We start from the raw sequence: 22690 nt of genomic DNA, 5'->3' as shown, positions 1-22690 counted from the left end.
GTCAGCCGCCGGTATGGCTCATGTGGCGTGGCATCTGCCCGTCCAGTTTTTGCCGGGAATAGTCGAAATCATGGCCCTTGGGTTTGAGCGTGATCGCAGCCCGTATGGCCGCTTCCAGCGCCTGATCATCCTCGGGGTGATCCCGTAGCGGCGCGCGCAGGTCCGCCATGTCTTCCTGCCCCAGGCACATGTATAGCTCACCGGTGCAGGTCAGGCGTACCCGGTTGCAGCTTTCGCAGAAGTTATGCGACAGCGGCGTGATAAATCCGATCTTCTGGCCGCTCTCCTCCAGGCGGACATAGCGCGCCGGTCCGCCGGTCCGTTCGGTCAGATCAGTGACGCTGTAGTGATCCTCATAGGCGCGGCGCACGTCTTTCAGCGACCAATATTGACCCAGTCGGTTTTCATTGCCGATATCGCCCATCGGCATGACTTCGATCCAGGTCAGATCCATATCGCGCTCGGCGCACCAGCGGGTGATGGCGGGCAGCTCGTCCTCGTTGAAGCCTTTCAGGGCAACAGCGTTGATCTTGATCCGCAGCCCGGCCTTCTGGGCCGCATCAATCCCGCGCAGAACCTGGGGCAGGCGGCCCCAGCGGGTGATCTCGGCAAATTTGGCCTCGTCGATGGTATCGAGCGAGACATTCACCCGCCGCACACCGGCGTCATAAAGATCCTGCGCGTATTTTTCCAGCTGCGAGCCATTGGTGGTCAGCGTCAGCTCCTTCAACGCCCCGCTTTCCAGATGCCGGGTCATGGCGCGGAAGAAAGTCATGATGCCCCGGCGCACTAGTGGCTCACCACCGGTGATCCGCAGTTTCTCAACACCAAGATTGACGAAGGTCGAACACATGCGATCCAACTCTTCCAGTGTCAGAAGATCCTTCTTCGGCAGGAAGGTCATGTTTTCGGACATGCAGTAGACGCAGCGAAAATCGCAGCGGTCGGTGACCGAAACGCGCAGATACGTAATGGCGCGGGCGAAGGGATCGATGAGTGGCGCTGTCATTCTTCTTAGGTAAAGCGGGGCGGCGCTTGCGGCAAGGGCTGAGTTTGGCCGAACCCGGGATTGCCGCTGGCAAAGCCGTGAGCGCGGAGCTAGTGTCGCGATATGCGTTATTCTGTTTTGATCCTGTCGTCTGTCGTGCTGCTTGGAGCCTGTGGCCAGTTGCAGTGGAATTCCTCGGTTCTGGGTGGGGGTAGACCCTCTGGCCCGGTTGGTGATCCGGTCAGTGATACGGCCGCTACGGTCCCGCCGGCGCCGGGTGTCGAACAGACACCGCTGGACGCTGCGAACGGTTCGGTTGCCCCGGTCGGCGCGGCTGCGGGCTATACCGGGCGCGCCTCAACCGTGGCCAGCCTCGGGGATCCCTCGCAGCCCGGTCTGTGGATGGATACGCCTTTGGTCGATAGTGCGCAGGTGGCGCGCGTGCGCTCGCCTCGGGGCACCGAGGTCACGCTGACTCTGCGTCCCATCGGCGGGGATACCGGCGCCGGAAGTCGGCTTTCGATTGATGCGATGCGCGCACTTGGGCTGCCGCTGACGGAGCTGGTCGAAGTTGAGGTCCTGCCTGCCGCCTGATCGGCCCTGAGGTTGTCACCTCCGGCGAGCCCCCCCAAAAAAGAAATGGCGCGAAGGATATCTCCTGCGCGCCTATTTTGTTGGTAACAGCTGTTGCGAGATTCCTGCCTGCGCGGTTCAGTCGGCGTGACTGGCAGCAGGCAGATGTTTGGCCGCTTCCTTGCGGGCAAAGGGCTTCATCGCTGCGCCATGTTCGGTAAGGAATGCGCGGGTGCGCTCAGCGTCATGTTTGCTCAGATCGCGCAGCCACCAGGCGATGGATTTCTGAATGAACCAGTTGCGATCCGGCACGTAGCCAGCGGCCCAGCCGAGGATCCGCTCGCGTGCGGCCAGTTCTTCAGCTTTTGGGTTGGGCAGCTTGGCCCAGGGCAGGGTGGCAACCAGGGCTGCCCGGCGGGTCCACATGTGATCAGAGCCGGTCCAGCCCTCGACGATATCCAGACGTGCGGGCTCAGCCTGAAGGCGTTTCTGGATGGCCGAGGCTGCGTGGTCTGCAATGGCCCAGCTGTCAAAATCCGGCAGCCAGCTTTGCAGCAGGTCCCAGACCGGTGCGTCGTCCCTGATCCGCGCCTGTGTCAGCAGCTTTGCCGCCGCGATGCGCGCTTCGAACACATCGCTGGCCCAGAGCTCTTGCGCCAGCGCGCAGCGCGCGGCAACCCCATCGTCGCCCGAACTCAGCTGCTTGCGCCACTCCTGGCTCAGGCTGTTGATGGTGGGATTCGGAACCCCCAGCACAACGCGCTTCTGCTTGTGATAGCTGGCCATCTGAGCCGCGCGCGCAGGCTCGGCGGCGCTCTCCAGCGCGGCCAGTGCCACCTCCAGTGTCAGATCGCTCATTCCACTGTCACCGATTTTGCGAGATTGCGGGGCTGGTCCACATCGGTGCCCTTGGCGATTGCGGTGTAATAGGCGATCTGCTGCGCCGGCACCGCATAGAGGATCGGGGCCAGCGCATCGGGCACCTGCGGCATCACGATCACCTCATGGGTGCCATCACCGGCGATCTTGGCGCCTTCGGTGTCGGTCACCAGGATCACCTTGCCCCCGCGTGCCATGACCTCCTGCATGTTTGACACTGTCTTGTCGAACAGTGCATCACGCGGCGCCAGAACCACCACCGGCACCTTCTCGTCAATGAGCGCGATGGGGCCGTGTTTCAGCTCGCCGCTGGCGTAGCCTTCGGCATGGATATAGCTCAGCTCCTTGAGCTTCAACGCGCCTTCCAGCGCCAGCGGATAGAGCTGCCCCCGCCCGAGGAAGATGATATCCCGTGCCTTCGCCAGCCCGCGTGCCGTAGCGGTGATCTGCTTGGCGCCCGTCAGTGACTGGTTGATCAGACCGGGCAGCGCGCGCAGATCGTCGGGCATTCCGGCAGGCAGGGCGATGCCGCGCTGTTGGGCCGCCCGCAGGGCGAGCAGCAGCAGGATGGTCAGCTGGCAGGTAAATGCCTTGGTCGAGGCAACAGAGATTTCCGGGCCGGCGTGCAGCGGCAGAAGCACATCGCTTTCCCGCGCGATGGAGCTTTCGGGGACATTGACCAGCCCCACGATCTGCTGCGCCTTGCCGTCCATGTAGCGCAGGGCGGCCAGGGTGTCGGCGGTCTCTCCCGATTGTGACACAAACAGCGCCATCGTCTTCTCCGACACCGGCGGCTCGCGGTAGCGGAACTCAGAGGCGACATCGACTTCGACCGGCATCCGGGCGATCTGTTCGAACCAGTATTTCGCAACCATACAGGCATAATAGGCGGTGCCACAGGCCACCATGGTCAGCCGCTCGATCCTGGTGAAGTCCAGCTCGGACGGCAGCGCCAGCTGGCCATCCTCGCTCAGATAGGCTTTCAGCGCGCGGTCAATGGCAACCGGCTGTTCGGCGATTTCCTTGGCCATGAAATGCTTGTGGCCGTCCTTGTCGACGCGCGCATTTGCCAGCTGGATCTGGCGTTTTTCGCGGTTGGCGATGGCGCCGCGCTGGTCCCAGATATCGAGGCTGGTCCGGGTCAGTACCGCAAAATCGCCTTCTTCCAGATAGGTGATCTGGTCGGTGAACGGAGCCAGCGCTATCGCGTCCGACCCGACGAACATTTCGCCCTCGCCATGGCCGATGGCAAGCGGCGAACCCTTGCGGGTGGCGATCATCAGATCCTCTTCGCCCTCAAACAGGAAGGCCAGGGCAAACGCTCCGTCCAGACGCGACACGGTTTCGCGCGCCGCTTCGACCGGGGACTTGCCGTCGCTGATCAGCGCCTCGCAGAGCAGGGCGACGGTTTCGGTATCTGTCTCGGTCTCAAAAGTGATGCCTTTCTGACCCAGCTCCACACGCAGCTCTTTGAAGTTCTCGATGATGCCATTGTGGACAACGGCAACCCTGCCGGCCCGATGCGGGTGGGCGTTGCTGACCGTCGGCGCCCCATGGGTGGCCCAGCGGGTATGGCCGATACCGGATTTGCCGCGCAGCGGTTCATGAACAAGAAGATCGGAAAGGTTCACCAGCTTTCCCACCGCACGGCGGCGGTCCAGCGCGCCGTCACTGACGGTGGCGATCCCGGCGCTGTCATAGCCGCGGTACTCCAGCCGCTCGAGAGCCTTGACCAGGATTGGGGCCGCTTCATGATTGCCAAGAACGCCGACGATGCCACACATTATTCGGCTCCTTTGCCAAGACGGGCCTTCTTGGCGCGCAGCATGTCCATCAGCTTGCGCGCCCGCCCAGGTTTGTTCTGTTGCTCGGCGCGCGCAATGGCCAATGCGCCGTCCTCGACGGATTTCGTGATCACGGCTCCGGTCGCGGTCATGGCCTGATTGCCGACGCGCACCGGGGCCACCAGCATGGTGTTGGACCCGATAAAGGCACCCGCTCCGATTTCGGTCCGGTGTTTCATCACGCCGTCGTAGTTGCAGGTGATCGTTCCCGCGCCGATATTGGTACCGGCACCAACGCTGGCATCGCCGATGTAGCTGAGGTGGTTGACCTTGGCGCCCTCGGCAATTTCAGCATTCTTGATCTCAACGAAATTGCCGATGTGGGTGTTCTCTGCCAGCTCTGCACCGGGGCGCAGGCGGGCATAGGGGCCGACCTTGGAGCCGCGCGAGATATGGCAGCCCTCAAAATGTGAGAATGATCGGATGAAGACACCGCTTTCGACCGTGACATCGGGGCCGAAGACAACACTGGGCTCGATGATCGTGTCGCGGCCGATGACGGTGTCAAAGGCCAGATAGACCGTCTCAGGATCCATCAGCGTGACGCCATCCTCCATCAGCGCGGCACGTGCACGGCGCTGGAAGATGCGGTCGGCTTCGGCCAGATCCGCGCGGGAATTGATGCCAAGGGTCTCGGCCTCGTCGCAGGAGACCGCAGTGACCCGAAGCCCATCGGCGCAGGCCAGCTCCACAAGATCAGTGAGATAATACTCGCCGGAGGCATTGGCGCTGTCGACACGGTCAATCAACGCAAACATCTGCTCCGCATTGCCGGCCATCAGCCCGGAATTGCAGAAATCAATCGCGCGCTCGGCCTCGGTTGCGTCCTTGTATTCGACAATACGTTCCAGGCTGTCGCCATTCATGACCAGGCGGCCATAGCGTGCCGGATCAGCTGCGGTGAAGCCCAGAACCACCAGATCGGCGTTCTGCCGTGCGGCGATCATATGTTCGAGCGTTTCGGCGCTGACAAAGGGCGTGTCGCCATAAAGCACGACGATATCGCCCTCGAAACCGGTCAGTGCCTCACGCGCCTGCGCGACGGCATGAGCTGTGCCAAGCTGTTCGTCCTGAACGACAATTTCGACATCTTCGTCGATATCGGCCAGGGCTGCCCGTACATAATCCGCGCCGTGGCCGGCCACCACGATGGTGCGCTCGGGGGCCAGCGCGCGACCGGCGGACAGCGTATGTTCCAGCATCGGGGCGTGGGCAATGGGATGCAAAACCTTGGGCAGGTCGGAGTTCATCCGGGTGCCTTTGCCTGCGGCCAGAATGACGAGGGCGGTGCTCATGTGATGTTTTCTCTTTGTCTTTTCAGCGCCCCCGTTTTATCCGCTAACAGCAGGCGCGCAAGGCAAAGCGCCATCAAACAAGGTTGCGGCTTGCAACAAGCGGTGGCGGAAACGCGCCGAGAGAGGGCAGATATGCGAACGGTTATCTTCGATCTCGATGGTACTTTGGCGGATACATCCGGTGATCTTCTGGCTGCGGCGAATGCCTGTTTCCGTCAGATGGGACTGGGGGACCTGCTGACCTTGCCACGGGATGCTGCGGTTGCCCTGCGCGGCGGCAAGAGCATGTTGACCACCGGGCTGAAACGCGCCGGGGAGTATCGTGAAGAAACCGTCGAGGAATACTATCCGCGGCTTCTGGAGTATTACCGTGATGCGATTGACCATCACACGGTGTTGTATCCGGGCGCCATGGCGGCGGTGGAGCAGTTGAAAACCGACGGGTTCCGGGTGGGGATCTGCACCAACAAGCCGGAGGCGCTGGCGGAGAAGCTGATGCAGAGTCTGGGCGTACGTGATGCGTTCCACTCTCTGGTCGGGGCGGATACGCTGCCGGTGCGCAAGCCTGACCCGGAGCCGCTGCGGGAGGCTGCCCGGCGGGCCGGGGGTGATCCTGAGCGTACCATTCTGATCGGTGATACGGACACCGACCGCAAGACCTCGGCAGCGGCCGGGGTGGCCTCGGTGCTGGTGACCTTTGGTCCGTCCGGCGACGACCTTGAGGCGCTGCGCCCCGAGGCGCTGTTACAGCGTTTTGAGGATCTTCCGGCACTGGCGGCCCGCTTGCTGCCTCTTTGATGTCAGGCGATGTCGTCATGACATCGTCGCCGTCTTCTCGGGTGGTTCCATGGCAGGGCTTGACCTCGTGTGATCAGGGGCAGACAAAAACACCATGACAGAGATATTCAGCGGTAGCTTTACCCAGCAGGAACCCATCCCCGAAGACGCCATCGAAGCCGCCGTCGCGGTGATGCGCCACGGACGCCTGCATCGCTACAATGTGGTGGCGGATGAGGCGGGCGAGGTAACCCTGCTGGAAGAGGAATTTGCGGCACAGATGGGCGCGCCCTATGCCCTGGCCGTGGCGTCGGGGGGCTATGCGCTGGCAACCGCCCTGCGCGCGGTCGGGGTGCGGCCTGGCGACAGGGTGCTGACCAATGCCTTCACCCTCGCGCCGGTACCGGGGTCGATTGCCGCTGTTGGCGCACAGCCGGTCTATGTCGGGGTAACCGAAGCGCTGACCCTTGATCTTGAGGATCTTGAGCGTCAGCTGGCGGCGGATGGTCACCCAAAGGTTCTAATGCTGTCGCATATGCGGGGGCATCTTTGCGATATGGATCGGTTGATGGCCATTTGCGATGCTGCGGGTGTCACCGTGATCGAGGACTGCGCCCATACCATGGGGGCGCGGTGGAACGGGGTACTGTCCGGCCGTCATGGCGCTGTTGGCTGCTATTCCTGCCAGACCTATAAGCACGTCAACTCGGGAGAGGGTGGTCTGATGATCACCTCGGACCCCGAAATCGCGGCCCGCGCCATCATGCTGTCGGGGTCTTATATGCTCTACTCACGGCATCGGGCTGCGCCCGGACCTGAGGTGTTCGAGCGGATCAAATATGAAACCCCCAATATTTCGGGCCGTATGGACAACCTGCGCGCTGCGATCCTGCGCCCGCAGCTGCGGCAACTGGACCAGCAGGTGCAGCGCTGGAACGAACGCTATCAGCAGATCGAGACAGGGCTGCGAGACACGCCCGGCCTGCAGGTCGTCGAACGCCCGCAAGCGGAGCTATATGTCGGCTCCTCCATCCAGTTCCTGCTGCTGGACTGGTCGGCTGACAAGATCCGTGAGGTGCTGCGCCGGTGCAGCGCTCGCGGGGTCGAACTCAAATGGTTTGGTGCGGCTGAGCCGGTCGCATTCACCTCCCGCTATGACAGCTGGCGCTATGCGGCGGCACCGGCAATGCCCGCAAGTGATCGTGTGCTGCACGGGATCATCGACATGCGGGTGCCATTGACCTTCTCGCTTTCCGACTGTGCGCAGATCGCGCGCATCATCCGGGCTGAGGTGGCGGCGGTGTTCCAGGCCGGAGAGCGCTGACGGGTCGGCTGGCTGCTCGGCTCAGATAGGATCCACGACAGCGCGATTGTTTTTGCCGATCCGTTCCAGAAGCCGCTTTTGTCTGGGCTGTGGCGGGATGGGTCTGGCGCTGGCAGGGCCGTGCTGGGCCGCGCCAACCAGATCCGGAAACAGCTGTTTCAACTCCTGCCGCGCGGCGGGGGAGAGGGCGGCCAGCGACGGTTCGGTGACCAGCAGGCTTTCGCTGGGGGCACCATTGGCGAGAACGATCTCGTGGTTGTCGAACAGCATGTGGAAATAGGCGATGCCCTCCTGCGGTGCGGATACATAGATCCCCGGCAGGGCCGTAAGGCGAATGGCCGGGATCAGCACCTCGAATTGGCCAAACATGCGCTGCGCCACGCGTGATCGGATCAGCATCCGATGCTGCCGCGAGACCAGCAGCGGTTTCTTGGGCAGTCCCGGCCCGAGGGCGCCGGCCTCGATCCGCACCGGGCGGAGCCTGGGGTCGTCCCTCATCTCGTTCGCCGAGACACGCCGCCTGCCAATCCAGCGCAGCGGCTTCAGCCCGTCCTCGGTCATGACCATGTCGCCCGGCGTGAGGGTTTCGATGGCGCGGGGACCGTCGGCCGTTTCGATCAGGGTGCCATTGCAGAAGCATACCAAGAGCGAGATATTGTCGACGATCGCGCCGAGACTATCGTCGCTGCCAAGTTCGGTCAGGCGCAGCGTGTAGTCTCCGGGGCTGGTGAAGTTCACATTCAGGCTGGCCTGGGTAAAGCTGCTGGTGGTCGGCAGCACCGACATGGAGGCGATAACGGCTCCGCTCGCATCCAGAATTTCGACGGTAAATCCCTCGGTGCCCGCCTGACTCAGCGAGGCGGTGCGCAGGGCGGCGTCCAGCGTCAGCGTGGTCTGGATCGGAGCAGTGACGGTAAAACTCTGCTCCATCACGGTGGTCTGGCCGGATTGACCGTCCATTTCGGCTACGCGATTGGATGAGCCATTCCCGAGATAGGCGCTCTCTGTATTGCTGGCCTCCAGGTCGGTGCCGCTCCAATTGGCGGAGCCGCTGTCAAATGTTCCGTTGATGATCAGATTTTGCATCGCGCTGGGCCTCTGCCTGCTTTTGGTAAACAATGCGTTAATCGCAAAGTAAGGCGCCAGTGTGGCAATCGCACCGCCGTGGCGGCGGGTATACGCAGATTATTTCTGCACGCTGAGGTGTCATCTTATTGACTGAAGGCCAGGGATGTGGCTATTAATGAACAACTGTTCAATAACCGGCGACTTCGGGAGAAAACGATGTTTAACGCAAGCATGACCTTTGATTTGGGCGAAGATGTGAATGCCCTGCGCGACATGGTGCACCGCTGGGCGCAGGAGCGCGTCAAGCCAATGGCGCAGGAGATTGATCAGAAAAACGAATTCCCCGCCGAGCTATGGCAGGAGATGGGTGAGCTGGGATTGCTGGGTATCACCGTGCCTGAGGAATTCGGCGGTGCCGGCATGTCCTATCTGGCCCATACCGTCGCGGTTGAGGAGATCGCCCGGGCCAGCGCCTCGGTGTCGCTGTCTTATGGCGCGCATTCGAATCTCTGCGTCAATCAGATCAAGCTCAACGGCAATGCCGAACAAAAGGCAAAATACCTGCCGCGGCTGATTTCCGGCGAACACGTCGGCGCGTTGGCCATGTCCGAGGCAGGCGCCGGTTCCGATGTCGTCTCGATGAGCCTGCGCGCGGAGAAGCGCAATGATCACTACCGCCTGAACGGCAATAAATACTGGATCACGAACGGTCCCGATGCCGACACGCTGGTGGTCTATGCCAAGACCGACCCCGAAGCGGGATCCAAGGGGATCACAGCCTTCCTGATCGAAAAGGAATTCAAGGGCTTCTCGACCTCGCCGCATTTTGACAAGCTGGGGATGCGCGGCTCCAACACCGCCGAACTGGTGTTCGAAGACGTCGAGGTCCCATTTGAGAATGTGCTGGGTGAAGAAGGCAAGGGCGTGCGCGTCCTGATGTCTGGTCTCGACTATGAGCGCGTCGTTTTGGCGGGCATCGGCACTGGCATCATGGCCGCCTGCATGGATGAGATGATGCCCTACATGAAAGAACGCAAACAATTCGGCCAGCCGATTGGAAACTTCCAGCTGATGCAGGGCAAGATCGCCGACATGTATACCGCGATGAACACCGCGCGGGCTTATGTCTACGAAGTGGCAAAAGCCTGCGACAAGGGGACCGTGACCCGCCAGGATGCCGCCGCCTGCTGTCTTTACGCCTCTGAGGTGGCCATGACGCAGGCGCATCAGGCGGTGCAGGCCTTTGGTGGGGCGGGCTATCTCTCCGACAACCCAGTGGGCCGTATCTTCCGGGATGCCAAGCTGATGGAGATTGGCGCGGGCACCTCGGAGATCCGCCGGATGTTGATCGGCCGCGAGCTGATGGGCCAGATGTAAGCCGACACCGGGGCAGATGCCCCGGGTGACTGCTGTCTTGCGGCTTGGTGATGCAACACGCCTGCAAGGCGCAAGACAGAGAAAGCGGCGCCCCATAAGGTGCGCCGCCTCTCCCTGAACCACTCGTTCTAATCAGTTACTCGTCAAAGGGATCAGAAACGGTGAACGTAGCCAAACCCAACAGTGACCGGATCAATCTCGGCGGTGCCGATCCTGGTGCCGTTCAGGGTCACATCGGTTTCGATATCCATGTAGCGGACGTTCACCCGCAATGCGCCACGATCCGAGATCTGCCAGTCGGCGCCAAGGTTCAGTGCCAGCCCGACGCTGTCATCAAGCGAAATAACCCCCGCGGGCGAGCTTTCCTCAAAGAAGGTCGTGTAGTTGATACCAACGCCGACAAAGGGTTTGAACTTAGTCTGCGTCGGGAAGTGATAGTTGACCGACAGGGTCGGCGGCAGATGCTTCGTAGTCGCGATATAGGCGCCGTTCAAAGAAATATCATGTTCGAACGGGCTGGCGGCCAGAAGTTCAATCCCGATGTTGTCGCGGATGAAGTACTCCGCGGTGAAGGTCAGAGCAGTATCGTCGTCAATCGTGGCAGCAGCACCGGCGAGCGTACCATTGTCGGATTTCGGATTGACGTTGGCGATGCCGATGCCAAGGGTCCAATCCCCCTGGGACTGGGCAAGGGCGGGGCCGGCCAGGGCTGCCAGTGCAGCGCTAAGAGCCAGGGCGGAAACCATACGGGTCATTGGGACTATCCCTCTTCTTTCGTGTACGGGGGATCTATGCGCTCATCCGCCGGGTGTCACACTGATCTGGATCAAACCCGCGCGGGCTTTCCCCTTGGGAATGCAGTGAAAAAACGCATGGCGGCCATGCAACCTGCGAGGGGCTGTTAATGATCAAGCAGACGACATATCCCGGGTTGACGGCCGCAGGCGGCTGGGCGTTTCCTGCGCGCCTCAACATGGCTGAACAAGCTCTGGACCACCCGGACGATGCGCTTGCGCTGATTGATCTCACAACCGCAGACCGCCGGGATGTGACCTACGGGATGCTGCGTGGACAGGTGGACCTGCTGGCCCGCCACCTGTCGGCGCAGGTCGCCCCCGGAGATCGTGTCGGTGTACTGCTGAGCCAGTCTGTCGGCTGCGCAGTTGCGCATCTGGCGATCTGGAAGATTGGTGCCATCTCGGTGCCGTTGTTCAAGCTGTTCCAGCAGGATGCGCTGGCCTCACGCATCGGCGATGCCGGATTGGACCTTGTGCTGACCGATACGGCTGGGGCCGCCCAGCTGGGTGAGCTGGCACAGCCGCTTCTGGTGGAGGAGGTCCTGACCAAAACCCCGGCGCACAATGGCGATCTGCTGCCCTATGCCGAAACCACCCCGGAGACGCCAGCGGTGTTGATCTACACCTCCGGCACCACAGGCAGCGCCAAGGGGGCATTGCACGGGCACCGGGTTTTGTCGGGCCATCTTCCTGGTGTTGCGATCAGCCATGATCATCTCGGCCAACCTGGCGATTGCCTCTGGACCCCTGCGGACTGGGCCTGGATCGGCGGTCTGTTCGATGTGCTGATGCCGGGTCTGGCGCTGGGCGTCGCTGTTGTCGCCGCACGGTTGGACAAATTTACGCCGGAGGCTTGCGCCGACATCATCCGCCGGGGGGACGTGCGCAACGTCTTCTTCCCGCCGACCGCATTGCGCCTGCTGAAGGCGGCGGGGCAGGGGCTCGACGGTCTGCGCTCGGTCGCGTCTGGTGGAGAGCCCCTGGGCGCAGAGATGCTCGCCTGGGGCCAGCGGAGCCTGGGCGTGACCATCAACGAATTCTACGGTCAGACCGAATGCAATATGACGGTTTCCTCCTGCGCCGCTGATTTCCCGGTCCGTCCGGGCTGTATTGGCAGGCCGGTTCCGGGGTGCGTGGTCGAGGTGATCGACGCCGACGGCACCCCCACGCTTGCTGAGGGCGATGTCGCCGTGCGCCGGGGCGCGGCGTCGATGATGCTTGAATACTGGAACCGCCCCGACGCGACGGCTGAAAAATTTCATGGCGACTGGCTGGTCACCGGGGATCGCGGCATCTGGGAGGGCGACTATCTGCGCTTTGTCGGGCGTGAGGATGATGTCATTACCTCCGCTGGCTATCGCATCGGCCCAGCGGAGATTGAGGATTGTCTGATGACCCACCCGGCCGTGGCAACCGTGGGTGTGGTGGGTAAGCCGGACGAGCTGCGCACCGAAATCGTGAAGGCCTATGTGGTGCTGAAACCCGGTCACTCACCATCCGAGAAAGATCTGCAGGACTACGTCAAATCCCGTTTGGCAAAGTATTCTTACCCACGCGAAGTGGAGTTCTTGAACGCCCTACCTATGACTGTGACCGGTAAGGTGATCCGCAAGGAACTGAAGGCGCGGGCAGCGGGGGAGGTGAATTGATAAGGCAACTCGCAATATCGGCTCTTCTGATCGCAGGCGCCGCCGGTGCAGCTGCGCAGAAAGCACCAGAGCAACTCGATGTGCCACTTTGGTTTGACCGTTGTACTGCCCTTTCGAGCACTCACATTGCCAGTGAGATGGATCGTCGGTGTATGTCCACCGCATACGACTATTGCGAATATGGGAGGCTGTATGATGAAAGGCGGCCCTGCATTGAGGAGCTGACCCTCCATATTCGAGGTCGAACTGAGGCGATCGCAGCGGTACTTCCTGAACAGGCATCGTTGTCTGACGCCTTCTTGGAGCAATCGTATCATCAGAGATTGGCAACGCTTATGAACGATGAGTTGGCCCCCAACTGCGCGCAGATGACGAAATTTATGTGTGAAACCCTGAAAGTCGTGTTGCGATGGAGCACGGCTCGCGAATTGGCACGCACTGCCGGTGTAGCAAATGAATTGGATGTGAAATGAAACTCAATTCCAAGGCGATGCCTTCCTCGGAAGGCTTCAAACAGAACCGCGAGGCGCATCTGGACGCGCTCGCGCAGATCAGCGAGGCGGCAGAGGCCGCGCGTATGGGGGGCGGCGAGAAGTCCCGTGCCCGGCACGAAGGCCGCGGCAAGATGCTGCCGCGCCGCCGAGTGGCGAACCTCTTGGACCCCGGCTCTCCGTTTTTGGAGATCGGCGCCACTGCGGCGCATGCCATGTATGACGGCGCCGCTCCTGCGGCGGGCGTGATCGCGGGCATCGGTCGGGTTCACGGCCAGGAGGTCATGGTGGTCTGCAACGACGCCACCGTGAAGGGCGGCACCTATTACCCGATGACGGTGAAGAAGCACCTGCGCGCGCAGGAGATTGCCGAGGAAAACCGTTTGCCCTGCATCTACCTGGTCGACTCGGGTGGTGCCAACCTGCCCAACCAGGATGAGGTCTTCCCCGACCGTGACCACTTCGGGCGCATCTTCTACAATCAGGCGCGGATGTCGGCCAAGGGCATCCCGCAGATTGCCGTCGTCATGGGCTCCTGCACTGCGGGCGGTGCCTATGTGCCGGCGATGTCGGATGTCACCATCATCGTGAAGGAGCAGGGCACCATCTTCCTCGCGGGCCCGCCGCTGGTGAAGGCCGCCACGGGCGAGGTGGTCAGCGCCGAGGATCTGGGTGGCGGCGATGTGCACACGCGCCTCTCCGGTGTGGCGGATTACCTCGCCGAGGATGATGCCCATGCGCTGGCACTGGCGCGGCGCGCGGTGCAATCGCTGAATATCACCAAGCCGTTGACAGTGAACTGGGCCAGCCCAGAGGAACCCGCCTACGACCCCGAGGAAATCCTCGGCGTGGTGCCGGGCGATCTGCGCACGCCTTATGACATCCGCGAGGTGATTGCGCGGCTGGTCGATGGCTCGCGCTTTGATGAGTTCAAGCCGCGCTTTGGCGAGACCCTTGTGACCGGCTTTGCCCATGTGAAGGGCTGCCCGGTCGGCATCATCGCCAACAACGGTGTCCTGTTCTCCGAAGCCGCCCAGAAAGGCGCGCATTTCGTGGAGCTGTGCTCCCAGCGCAAGATCCCGCTGGTGTTCCTGCAGAACATCACCGGCTTCATGGTCGGCCGCAAATATGAAAACGAAGGCATTGCCCGCCACGGCGCCAAGATGGTGACAGCGGTTGCCACCACCAATGTGCCGAAGGTTACGATGCTGGTTGGCGGCTCCTTCGGTGCCGGCAATTACGGCATGTCGGGCCGCGCCTATTCCCCGCGTTTCCTGTGGACCTGGCCGAATTCCCGTATCTCGGTGATGGGTGGCGAGCAGGCGGCGGGCGTGCTGGCGACAGTGAAACGTGACGCGATCGAACGTATGGGCGGCAGCTGGAGCACTGAGGACGAGGCCGAGTTCAAACGCCCCACCATCGAGATGTTCGAGGAGCAGAGCCACCCGCTTTACGCCTCGGCGCGGCTTTGGGACGACGGCATCATCGACCCGCGCAAGAGCCGCGACGTGCTGGCCCTGTCGCTGAGTGCCGCCCTGAACGCCCCGATCGAAGAGACCAAATTCGGCGTCTTCCGGATGTAAGCGCCCCGCGTTTCTTCTGGCCCAAAATATCCCCGGGGGTCCGGGGGCAGGCAGCCCCCGGTCCAGAGCTCCAGACAAAGGACCAACCCCATGTTTGACAAAATCCTGATTGCCAATCGCGGCGAGATCGCCTGCCGTGTGATGGAAACCGCCCGCGTCATGGGCGTGAAAACCGTGGCGGTCTATTCCGACGCCGATCGTGGCGCAAAGCATGTCGCCATGGCGGATGAGGCCTGCCACATCGGGCATGGCCCGGCGCCGGCCGACAGCTATCTCCTCGGCGATGAGATCATCGCAATCGCCAAGGCGACCGGTGCGCAGGCCATCCACCCCGGTTATGGGTTTCTTTCGGAGAACCCGGGCTTTGTGGATGCGGTAGAGGCTGCGGGCCTTACCTTCATCGGCCCTTCTGCGGAGGCGATCCGCAAGATGGGTCTGAAAGACGCCGCCAAAGTGCTGATGGAGGCGGCTGGCGTGCCGGTGGTCCCGGGCTATCACGGCGCCAATCAGGATGCCGATTTCCTCAGGGATCAGGCGGATCAGATTGGCTATCCGGTGCTGATCAAGGCAGTTGCCGGTGGCGGCGGCAAGGGGATGCGGCTGGTTGAGAAACCTGCCGATTTCGCCGACGCGCTCAAAAGCGCGCAGGGCGAGGCCACCACCGCCTTTGGCAACCCCGATGTGCTGATCGAGAAATACATCCAGCAGCCGCGCCATATCGAGGTGCAGGTTTTTGGCGACGGCAAAAGTGCCGTGTATCTGTTCGAGCGCGACTGCTCCCTGCAACGCCGCCATCAGAAGGTGATCGAGGAAGCCCCCGCGCCGGGCATGACCGCAGAAATGCGCGCCGCGATGGGCGAGGCGGGCGTGCGCGCGGCCGAAGCCATCGGCTACAAGGGCGCGGGCACGGTTGAGTTCATCGTTGACGGCTCTGACGGGCTGCGCCCTGACGGGTTCTGGTTCATGGAAATGAACACCCGCCTGCAGGTGGAGCATCCAGTGACCGAGCTGATCACTGGCGTTGATCTGGTGGAATGGCAGCTGCGGGTTGCATCGGGCGAGAGCCTGCCTGCCAAACAGGAAGACCTCACCATCACCGGCCATGCGTTTGAGGCACGGCTTTACGCCGAAGACGTGCCCAAGGGCTTCCTGCCCGCAACCGGCACGCTGACGCATCTGTCCTTCCCGGCTGAGGCCCGCGCCGACAGCGGTGTCAGGGCAGGGGATACCATCAGCCCCTGGTATGATCCGATGATCTCGAAGGTGATCGTACATGGTCCCACCCGCGCAATCGCCCTGTCGCGCCTGTCGCAGGCGCTGGCGGCAACCGAGGTCGGCGGCACGGTGACCAACCTTGCCTTCCTTGGCGCGCTGGCGGCGCATGAGGGCTTTGCGGCGGGGAACGTCGACACGGGCCTTATCGCGCGCGATCTGGATCAGCTGGTGCAGGCGCCTGGGGTGACGCCCGAGCAGAAGGCCGCCGCCGGTATGCAGGCGCTTGGCCTCCTCGAGGGCGGCTGGGAGACCGGCTTTACCCTTTGGTCCGATATGCGCCGTTCCGTTCACCTCAGCCATCAGGGTGATGTGTTTGAAGCCACGGTTGAGGTGGATGGACCGGATCGCCAGATCTGGGAGTTCCCCCAGGACCCCGAATCCCAGGTCTGCGCCACCAGGATCGGTGGACATTGGGTGCTGGGCGGTAATCGTCTGCCCTCGATCGCCCAATCGGGCAATACGATCACCGTATTTGATAGCTATGGCCTCGAGTTCGAGGTGATTGACCCCCTGGACCGCGCATCGGCAGCGGGCGGGGATCAGAATGTGATCGAGGCCCCGATGCCCGGTCTGGTCAAGGCGGTTTTTGCCGAAGCAGGCCAGAGCGTCAAAGAAGGTGAACGACTCGCTATCCTTGAGGCGATGAAAATGGAACACTCGCTTCTGGCGGCCCGCGACGGTGTGGTGGCCGAGGTGCTGGCCTCGGCTGGTGATCAGGTCGAAGCGGGGGCCGCGTTGGTCCGCCTGGAGGAGGCGGACAGCTAAACGGCTGGCATGGGCGCGATCTCGGGTCGTGCCCGCGCCCTGCGGCCTGATGGGCCATTTGATTTGTGAATTGAGCTTGGGAGGATGTGCTGTGGGTGAAAGCGTCGAGATTTTCGAAGTCGGACCACGCGATGGTTTGCAGAATGAAAAGCGGGACATACCGGTATCGGAGAAGGTCGCGCTGATCGACCGCCTGACGCAGGCGGGCTTCCGGCGGATTGAAGTGGCGAGCTTTGTCTCGCCCAAATGGGTGCCGCAGATGGCCGGATCGGGCGAGGTGCTCGCCGGGATCAACCGTGGGGCGGATGTGCGCTATGCCGCGCTGACGCCGAATATGCGCGGTTACGAGGATGCCTTGGCGGCCAAAGCGGATGAGATCGCGGTCTTTGCCTCTGCGTCGGAGGGGTTCTCCAAGGCCAATATCAACGCCAGCGTGGCCGAATCCATCGAACGGTTCACGCCAATCATAGAGGCCGCGCGCCATATCGACCTGCCGGTGCGCGGATATATCTCCTGTGTGACCGAATGCCCGTTTGACGGGCCAACGGACCCCGACGCTGTTGCGGCGCTGGCGGATCGGCTGTTTTCCATGGGCTGCTATGAGATTTCGCTGGGCGACACCATTGGTCAGGCAACACCGGATTCGATTGCACGCATGTTGCTTGCGGTGCGTGAGCGGGTGCCGGTCAGCCGCTTGGCGGGGCACTATCATGACACGGCGGGGCGGGCGATTGACAACATTGATGCGTCGCTTTCGCTTGGTGTCCGGGTGTTTGACGCGGCCGTCGGCGGCCTGGGCGGTTGCCCCTATGCGCCGGGGGCGGCAGGCAATGTCGCAACCGAGGCGGTGCATGAGCATCTGACGCGGCTTGGCTACGAGACGGGGCTTGACGGTTCTGTGCTACTGGACGCGGCGAAGATGGCCCAGGCAATGCGCAGCGACGGAAGCTGATTCACACCGAAGCGTAAACTACAGCGGACCGAAACCAAAATCGCAGCCCGCCGGCAGTGGGCTGCTAGCAGGACAGGCAGGACGACCCCTATGTACACCACACTCACGCTGACCACCGACGATCGGGGTGTTGCGACCCTCATGCTCAACCGTCCCGAGAAGCACAACGCCATGTCAGGCGAAATGCTACAGGAGCTGAAGGCTGCCGCAGCTGCGCTGGCTGCGGACCGGTCGGTGCGCGTTGTCGTGCTCACTGGGGCGGGCAAAAGTTTCTGCGCGGGCGGCGATCTGGGCTGGATGCAGGCACAGATGACTGCGGATGCCGAAACCCGTGCGCGCGAAGCCAGGGTTCTGGCGGAGATGCTGATGGCCATCAATACCCTGCCGCAGCCGGTGATTGGGGCGGTTCAGGGCAATGCCTTTGGCGGCGGTGTCGGCATGGCCTGTGTCTGCGATGTCGCGATTGGGGCCGACCACATCAAGATGGGTCTTACGGAGACACGGCTGGGCCTGATCCCGGCCACGATTGGCCCCTATGTCGTCGCCCGCATGGGTGAGGCGCGGGCGCGGCGTGTCTTTATGTCGGCGCGTCTGTTCGGGGCTGATGAGGCGGTCGATCTGGGGATTCTTGCGCGGACCGTGCCCGCCAGCGAGATGGACGCCGCAATCGAGGCCGAGGTGACCCCCTATCTGAGCTGCGCGCCCGAGGCGGTCGGGGCCGCAAAGGCATTGGTACGTGATCTGGGGCCGAAAATCGACGATGCGGTGATTGATCACACGATTGCCGCATTGGTGGAGCGCTGGGAAGGCCGGGAGGCACCCGAAGGGATTGCCGCGTTTTTTGCCAAGGAAAAACCAAGCTGGCAGCGGTAGCCCCGTTAAAAATGCCTGATTTCTTCGCTTGGGGCGTGCCTTTTGCCGGGTACGCCTTATCCTATGAAAACAATAGGGTTTAAGGCCCATGATGTGGATCTGCCGCGCCCGTTACAGAAGGTTTATCCATTAACGATGCGTTGGTTGACGGTGAGGGGGGAGGGGAGTAGACACTGCCCCAAGTCAACACGCCAATTGACGGCGCGCAGAAATCCGCGCGCACGGAAAGGAGCCACTCGTGGAAGAGATGTTGCGGGAATACCTCCCGATTCTGGTGTTTCTGGCCGTAGCGGTCGGGCTTGGAATTGTTCTTATTTTGGCGGCAGTTGTGCTGGCCGTCCGCAATCCGGACCCTGAAAAGGTCAGCGCCTACGAATGCGGGTTCAACGCATTCGACGACGCACGGATGAAGTTTGATGTCCGGTTCTACCTGGTGTCGATTCTGTTCATCATTTTTGATCTGGAAATAGCGTTTCTGTTTCCCTGGGCCGTCGGCTTCAAGGATATGAGCGATGCGGGCTTCTGGTCGATGATGGTGTTTCTCGCTGTGCTGACCATCGGTTTTGCCTATGAGTGGAAGAAAGGGGCCCTCGAATGGGAGTGATGACCGGAGCCAATACGGCTGGCGTCGACAAGGAAGTTGTCACCCAGGCCCTGAATGCCGAACTGCAGGACAAGGGGTTTCTGCTGACCTCGGCAGAGGATATCATCAACTGGGCGCGCACCGGCTCGCTGCACTGGATGACCTTTGGTCTGGCCTGCTGCGCGGTTGAGATGATGCACACCTCGATGCCGCGCTACGATGCCGAGCGTTTCGGTATCGCGCCGCGTGCCTCTCCGCGCCAGTCGGATGTGATGATCGTCGCGGGGACGCTGACCAACAAGATGGCGCCCGCCCTGCGCAAGGTCTACGACCAGATGCCCGAGCCGCGTTATGTGATCTCGATGGGGTCCTGCGCCAATGGCGGCGGCTATTACCACTACAGCTATTCCGTGGTGCGCGGATGTGACCGGATCGTGCCTGTGGATGTCTATGTGCCCGGTTGCCCGCCGACGGCAGAGGCGCTGCTGTATGGCCTGATGCAATTGCAGCGCAAAATTCGCCGCACCGGCACGCTTGTGCGTTAAGTGGCTTTGGTTGGAGAGACAAATATGACTGAAGCTCTGAAAGAACTCGGCACCCAGATCGCTGCCAAACGTCCTGATTGTGTCATCGACTGGGATGTCAGCTTTGATGAGCTGAATGTCGATGTTGCCCCGTCGAACCTTGCAGGGTTTGTCGAATTTCTGAAAGCCGATGCGACGTGCAAGTTCTCGTCGCTTGTCGATATCACGGCCGTTGACTACCCGGACCGCGCCAAGCGGTTCGACGTAGTCTACCACTTTCTGTCGATGTATCAGAACCAGCGGATCCGCCTGCGCGTATCGATCCGCGAGGATGAGATGCTGCCGTCGATCGTGACGATCCATCCCTCGGCCAATTGGTTTGAGCGGGAGGTGTTCGACATGTTCGGCATCCTGTTCACCGGCCACCCGGATCTGCGCCGCATCCTGACCGACTATGGTTTCCGTGGCTATCCGCTGCGCAAGGATTTCCCGACCACCGGCTATACCGAGGTTCGCTACGACGAGGCGCAGAAGCGCGTTGTTTATGAACCGGTCAGCCTGGTTCAGGAGTACCGCCAGTTTGACTTCATGAGCCCGTGGGAGGGTGCCGAATACATCCTGCCCGGCGACGAGAAAGAGGGGGCGAAGTAATGGACGGCTCCAAAATGGATGACGCCCTGACCGGCGAACAGAAGATCCGTAACTTCAACATCAACTTCGGACCGCAACACCCTGCGGCGCACGGCGTTCTGCGTCTGGTGCTGGAGTTGGACGGCGAAATCGTTGAGCGCTGCGACCCGCATATCGGCCTGTTGCACCGTGGCACCGAAAAGCTGATGGAGAGCCGGACGTACCTGCAGAACCTGCCGTATTTCGACCGCCTCGACTATGTGGCGCCGATGAACCAGGAACACGCCTGGTGCCTGGCCATCGAAAAGCTGACCGGCGTGGAAGTGCCGCGTCGCGCGTCGCTGATCCGTGTGCTCTATTCTGAAATCGGCCGGATTCTGAACCACCTGCTCAATGTGACGACGCAGGCGATGGACGTTGGCGCGCTGACCCCGCCGCTGTGGGGCTTTGAAGAGCGCGAGAAGCTGATGATCTTCTACGAGCGGGCCTGTGGTGCGCGCCTGCACGCGGCGTATTTCCGCCCCGGTGGTGTGCATCAGGATCTGCCCGACGCGCTGATCGACGATATCGAGGCCTGGACCCATAGCTTCCCATCCGTTCTGGATGACATCGACGGGCTGCTGACCGAGAACCGCATCTTTAAACAGCGGAATGCCGATATCGGTGTCGTGACCGAGGAGGATATCCTCAACTACGGGTTCTCCGGGGTGATGGTGCGCGGCTCCGGCCTTGCCTGGGACCTGCGCCGTGCGCAGCCCTATGAGTGCTATGACGAATTCGATTTCCAGATCCCGGTTGGCAAGAACGGCGACTGCTACGACCGCTACCTTGTCCGTATGGAAGAGATGCGCCAGTCGCTGTCGATCATTCGTCAGTGTATCGGCAAGCTGCGCGAAACGCCCGGCGATATTCTGGCCCGTGGCAAACTGACCCCGCCCAACCGTCGCGACATGAAAACCTCAATGGAGAGCCTGATCCACCACTTCAAGCTCTATACCGAGGGGTTCCACGTGCCCGCCGGCGAGGTCTACGCCGCTGTTGAGGCACCCAAGGGCGAATTTGGCGTCTATCTGGTTGCAGATGGCTCCAACAAACCCTATCGCGCCAAGCTGCGTGCGCCGGGCTTCCTGCATCTGCAGGCCATGGATTATGTGGCCAAGGGCCACCAACTCGCCGACGTCGCGGCCATCATTGGCACCATGGACGTCGTATTTGGAGAGATTGACCGCTAATGCTTCGTCGTCTGCATTCCGAACAACCCGATAGTTTTGCCTTCACGCCCGAGAACCAGACATGGGCCGAGGCGCAGATCACCAAATTCCCTGATGGCCGTCAGGCCAGCGCGATCATTCCGCTGCTGTGGCGCGCGCAGGAGCAGGAAGGCTGGTTGACCAAACCTGCGATTGAATATGTCGCGGACATGCTGGGCATGGCCTATATTCGCGCACTTGAGGTTGCCTCCTTCTACTTCATGTTCCAGCTGCAACCCACTGGTTCGGTTGCACATGTTCAGATCTGCGGGACCACGTCCTGCATGATCTGCGGCGCAGAGGATCTGATTGCCGTCTGTCAGGATAAGATTGCCAATAAGCCCTTCACCCTGTCGGCGGATGGTAAGTTTACCTGGGAAGAGGTCGAATGCCTTGGCGCCTGCACCAACGCCCCGATGGCCCAGATCGGCAAGGATTATTACGAAGATCTGACCGCTGAAGACTTTGCCAAGCTGCTGGATGATCTGGCTGCAGGTCAGGTCCCGCTGCCGGGTCCGCAGAACGGGCGCTACGCGGCTGAACCGAAGTCGGGTCTGACCTCGCTGACCGAATATGAAAGCGGCAAGACGCAGTATAACGCGTCGGTCCAGCTGGCGGCGGATATTGGCGATACAGTCAAGCGTATCGACGGGACTGAGGTTCCGATCCTGACGCCCTGGATTGGCAAGGACGGCAAGGTTGCCGGTCGCGACAGTGCCGATACCCCGCCGCCCGCGCCGAAAACACCGCTTCCGGCGGTGAAACAGGCAGAGGTTGCCAAGGCAAAGAGCGATGCCCCAAAGAAAGCGGCACCGAAAAAAGCGGGCGTTGGCGAACCGGCCTCTCCTGAGGGCGCCGCCGCAGAAGCCGGGGTTTCGGTTGAAGAAAAACCGGAAACCCTGACCTCAGCACGCGATGGCAAGGCCGATGATCTGAAGATGCTGAAAGGTGTCGGTCCCAAGCTGGAGCAGACCCTTAACGATCTGGGATTCTTCCACTTCGACCAGATCGCAGCCTGGACCGATGAGCAGGTCGCTTGGGTCGACAGCCGGTTGAAGTTCAAGGGCCGCATCGTCCGCGATGGCTGGATCGAACAGTCCCGGCAGCTCGCGGCAGGTGAGGAAACGGACTTCGCAAAGAAGGCCAAAGCTGACGATCGCTACAAAAACGACTGAAACAAGATAACCGCCGCT

The 22690-nt window shown here is 61.7% G+C and carries 21 protein-coding genes; 15 read left to right on the top strand and 6 right to left on the bottom strand.

What is annotated here, in order from left to right:
• Position 1: 1 nt before the first annotated feature.
• Complete coding sequence (moaA, locus tag VWY60_RS10290) at positions 2–1009, bottom strand: GTP 3',8-cyclase MoaA (RefSeq protein WP_340545099.1); 1008 nt, start codon at positions 1007–1009, stop codon at positions 2–4.
• A gap of 102 nt (positions 1010–1111) precedes the next feature.
• Between moaA and VWY60_RS10285 the strand changes: the two genes are divergently transcribed.
• Complete coding sequence (locus VWY60_RS10285) at positions 1112–1582, top strand: hypothetical protein (RefSeq protein ID WP_416536798.1); 471 nt, start codon at positions 1112–1114, stop codon at positions 1580–1582.
• 117 nt (positions 1583–1699) lie between these two features.
• Here VWY60_RS10285 and VWY60_RS10280 read toward each other — a convergent pair whose 3' ends face one another.
• From VWY60_RS10280 to glmU, 3 genes are read right to left on the bottom strand one after another with little or no spacing between them, the layout of a single operon-like run.
• Positions 1700–2419 carry a DNA alkylation repair protein gene (locus VWY60_RS10280; RefSeq protein ID WP_416540403.1) on the bottom strand — a complete coding sequence of 240 codons (720 nt, stop codon included), beginning with the start codon at positions 2417–2419 and terminating at the stop codon, positions 1700–1702.
• Entirely contained in the window at positions 2416–4224 is a 1809-nt protein-coding gene (glmS, locus tag VWY60_RS10275) for a glutamine--fructose-6-phosphate transaminase (isomerizing) (RefSeq protein ID WP_340545102.1), read from the bottom strand. Before glmS ends, VWY60_RS10280 begins: the two co-directional genes overlap by 4 nt.
• Positions 4224–5579 (bottom strand): bifunctional UDP-N-acetylglucosamine diphosphorylase/glucosamine-1-phosphate N-acetyltransferase GlmU, encoded by a 1356-nt coding sequence (gene glmU, locus VWY60_RS10270; protein WP_416540402.1) that lies wholly within the window; start codon positions 5577–5579, stop codon positions 4224–4226. The genes glmS and glmU overlap by 1 nt, the downstream gene beginning before the upstream one ends.
• Before the next feature lie 132 nt (positions 5580–5711).
• Between glmU and VWY60_RS10265 the strand changes: the two genes are divergently transcribed.
• Together VWY60_RS10265 and VWY60_RS10260 are read left to right on the top strand one after the other, a co-directional pair.
• Complete coding sequence (locus VWY60_RS10265; RefSeq protein WP_340545104.1) at positions 5712–6377, top strand: HAD-IA family hydrolase; 666 nt, start codon at positions 5712–5714, stop codon at positions 6375–6377.
• A 94-nt stretch (positions 6378–6471) separates the two neighbouring features.
• Entirely contained in the window at positions 6472–7680 is a 1209-nt protein-coding gene (locus VWY60_RS10260; RefSeq protein WP_340545105.1) for a DegT/DnrJ/EryC1/StrS family aminotransferase, read from the top strand.
• A 21-nt stretch (positions 7681–7701) separates the two neighbouring features.
• Here VWY60_RS10260 and VWY60_RS10255 read toward each other — a convergent pair whose 3' ends face one another.
• The gene (locus VWY60_RS10255) at positions 7702–8766 is read right to left on the bottom strand and encodes a Hint domain-containing protein (protein WP_416540401.1); all 1065 of its coding nucleotides are present in this window, start codon (positions 8764–8766) and stop codon (positions 7702–7704) included.
• 198 nt (positions 8767–8964) lie between these two features.
• Between VWY60_RS10255 and VWY60_RS10250 the strand changes: the two genes are divergently transcribed.
• Positions 8965–10125, top strand: coding sequence for an isovaleryl-CoA dehydrogenase (locus tag VWY60_RS10250; protein WP_416540400.1), 1161 nt, complete (start codon positions 8965–8967; stop codon positions 10123–10125).
• Between the two features lie 152 nt (positions 10126–10277).
• On the opposite strand, the gene VWY60_RS10245 is transcribed toward VWY60_RS10250, so the two are convergent.
• Positions 10278–10880 carry an OmpW/AlkL family protein gene (locus tag VWY60_RS10245; RefSeq protein ID WP_416540399.1) on the bottom strand — a complete coding sequence of 201 codons (603 nt, stop codon included), beginning with the start codon at positions 10878–10880 and terminating at the stop codon, positions 10278–10280.
• Between the two features lie 149 nt (positions 10881–11029).
• On the opposite strand from VWY60_RS10245, the gene VWY60_RS10240 reads away from it, so the two are divergent.
• The 11 genes from VWY60_RS10240 (at position 11030) to VWY60_RS10190 (ending at position 22672) form a co-directional block, all read left to right on the top strand.
• Positions 11030–12571: an AMP-binding protein gene (locus VWY60_RS10240; protein WP_416540398.1), complete on the top strand. Its 1542-nt coding sequence runs from the start codon at positions 11030–11032 to the stop codon at positions 12569–12571.
• 152 nt (positions 12572–12723) lie between these two features.
• The gene (locus tag VWY60_RS10235) at positions 12724–13044 is read left to right on the top strand and encodes a hypothetical protein (protein WP_340545110.1); all 321 of its coding nucleotides are present in this window, start codon (positions 12724–12726) and stop codon (positions 13042–13044) included.
• Complete coding sequence (locus VWY60_RS10230) at positions 13041–14645, top strand: carboxyl transferase domain-containing protein (protein WP_416540397.1); 1605 nt, start codon at positions 13041–13043, stop codon at positions 14643–14645. The genes VWY60_RS10235 and VWY60_RS10230 overlap by 4 nt, the downstream gene beginning before the upstream one ends.
• A gap of 90 nt (positions 14646–14735) precedes the next feature.
• Positions 14736–16685 carry an acetyl/propionyl/methylcrotonyl-CoA carboxylase subunit alpha gene (locus VWY60_RS10225; protein WP_416540396.1) on the top strand — a complete coding sequence of 650 codons (1950 nt, stop codon included), beginning with the start codon at positions 14736–14738 and terminating at the stop codon, positions 16683–16685.
• 91 nt (positions 16686–16776) lie between these two features.
• Positions 16777–17637: a hydroxymethylglutaryl-CoA lyase gene (locus VWY60_RS10220; protein WP_416540395.1), complete on the top strand. Its 861-nt coding sequence runs from the start codon at positions 16777–16779 to the stop codon at positions 17635–17637.
• Positions 17638–17727: 90 nt separating this feature from the next.
• Positions 17728–18510 (top strand): crotonase/enoyl-CoA hydratase family protein, encoded by a 783-nt coding sequence (locus VWY60_RS10215; protein WP_416535937.1) that lies wholly within the window; start codon positions 17728–17730, stop codon positions 18508–18510.
• A gap of 238 nt (positions 18511–18748) precedes the next feature.
• On the top strand, positions 18749–19114 hold the full coding sequence (locus VWY60_RS10210; protein ID WP_014874151.1) for an NADH-quinone oxidoreductase subunit A: 366 nt from the start codon (positions 18749–18751) through the stop codon (positions 19112–19114).
• The gene (locus VWY60_RS10205; protein WP_082996117.1) at positions 19105–19638 is read left to right on the top strand and encodes a NuoB/complex I 20 kDa subunit family protein; all 534 of its coding nucleotides are present in this window, start codon (positions 19105–19107) and stop codon (positions 19636–19638) included. Before VWY60_RS10210 ends, VWY60_RS10205 begins: the two co-directional genes overlap by 10 nt.
• Before the next feature lie 24 nt (positions 19639–19662).
• Positions 19663–20268 carry an NADH-quinone oxidoreductase subunit C gene (locus VWY60_RS10200; RefSeq protein WP_340545115.1) on the top strand — a complete coding sequence of 202 codons (606 nt, stop codon included), beginning with the start codon at positions 19663–19665 and terminating at the stop codon, positions 20266–20268.
• Entirely contained in the window at positions 20268–21479 is a 1212-nt protein-coding gene (locus VWY60_RS10195; protein ID WP_416540394.1) for an NADH-quinone oxidoreductase subunit D, read from the top strand. The genes VWY60_RS10200 and VWY60_RS10195 overlap by 1 nt, the downstream gene beginning before the upstream one ends.
• On the top strand, positions 21479–22672 hold the full coding sequence (locus VWY60_RS10190; protein ID WP_416540393.1) for an NADH-quinone oxidoreductase subunit E: 1194 nt from the start codon (positions 21479–21481) through the stop codon (positions 22670–22672). Before VWY60_RS10195 ends, VWY60_RS10190 begins: the two co-directional genes overlap by 1 nt.
• The last annotated feature ends 18 nt before the right edge of the window (positions 22673–22690 follow it).

It is taken from the genome of Phaeobacter sp. JH20_26, assembly GCF_048056275.1.
Taxonomy (GTDB): Bacteria; Pseudomonadota; Alphaproteobacteria; order Rhodobacterales; family Rhodobacteraceae; genus Phaeobacter; species Phaeobacter bryozoorum.
Note: the sequence above shows the minus strand (reverse complement) of the source record. Positions and strands in the feature narration are given on the sequence as shown.

Bases quoted from the DNA above. Each gene is read 5' to 3' on its own strand.
- moaA (WP_340545099.1), bottom strand. From the start codon at position 1,009: ATGACAGCGCCACTCATCGATCCCTTCGCCCGCGCCATTACGTATCTG.
- VWY60_RS10285 (WP_416536798.1), top strand. From the start codon at position 1,112: ATGCGTTATTCTGTTTTGATCCTGTCGTCTGTCGTGCTGCTTGGAGCC.
- VWY60_RS10280 (WP_416540403.1), bottom strand. From the start codon at position 2,419: ATGAGCGATCTGACACTGGAGGTGGCACTGGCCGCGCTGGAGAGCGCC.
- glmS (WP_340545102.1), bottom strand. From the start codon at position 4,224: ATGTGTGGCATCGTCGGCGTTCTTGGCAATCATGAAGCGGCCCCAATC.
- glmU (WP_416540402.1), bottom strand. From the start codon at position 5,579: ATGAGCACCGCCCTCGTCATTCTGGCCGCAGGCAAAGGCACCCGGATG.
- VWY60_RS10265 (WP_340545104.1), top strand. From the start codon at position 5,712: ATGCGAACGGTTATCTTCGATCTCGATGGTACTTTGGCGGATACATCC.
- VWY60_RS10260 (WP_340545105.1), top strand. From the start codon at position 6,472: ATGACAGAGATATTCAGCGGTAGCTTTACCCAGCAGGAACCCATCCCC.
- VWY60_RS10255 (WP_416540401.1), bottom strand. From the start codon at position 8,766: ATGCAAAATCTGATCATCAACGGAACATTTGACAGCGGCTCCGCCAAT.
- VWY60_RS10250 (WP_416540400.1), top strand. From the start codon at position 8,965: ATGTTTAACGCAAGCATGACCTTTGATTTGGGCGAAGATGTGAATGCC.
- VWY60_RS10245 (WP_416540399.1), bottom strand. From the start codon at position 10,880: ATGACCCGTATGGTTTCCGCCCTGGCTCTTAGCGCTGCACTGGCAGCC.
- VWY60_RS10240 (WP_416540398.1), top strand. From the start codon at position 11,030: ATGATCAAGCAGACGACATATCCCGGGTTGACGGCCGCAGGCGGCTGG.
- VWY60_RS10235 (WP_340545110.1), top strand. From the start codon at position 12,724: ATGTCCACCGCATACGACTATTGCGAATATGGGAGGCTGTATGATGAA.
- VWY60_RS10230 (WP_416540397.1), top strand. From the start codon at position 13,041: ATGAAACTCAATTCCAAGGCGATGCCTTCCTCGGAAGGCTTCAAACAG.
- VWY60_RS10225 (WP_416540396.1), top strand. From the start codon at position 14,736: ATGTTTGACAAAATCCTGATTGCCAATCGCGGCGAGATCGCCTGCCGT.
- VWY60_RS10215 (WP_416535937.1), top strand. From the start codon at position 17,728: ATGTACACCACACTCACGCTGACCACCGACGATCGGGGTGTTGCGACC.
- VWY60_RS10205 (WP_082996117.1), top strand. From the start codon at position 19,105: ATGGGAGTGATGACCGGAGCCAATACGGCTGGCGTCGACAAGGAAGTT.
- VWY60_RS10200 (WP_340545115.1), top strand. From the start codon at position 19,663: ATGACTGAAGCTCTGAAAGAACTCGGCACCCAGATCGCTGCCAAACGT.
- VWY60_RS10195 (WP_416540394.1), top strand. From the start codon at position 20,268: ATGGACGGCTCCAAAATGGATGACGCCCTGACCGGCGAACAGAAGATC.
- VWY60_RS10190 (WP_416540393.1), top strand. From the start codon at position 21,479: ATGCTTCGTCGTCTGCATTCCGAACAACCCGATAGTTTTGCCTTCACG.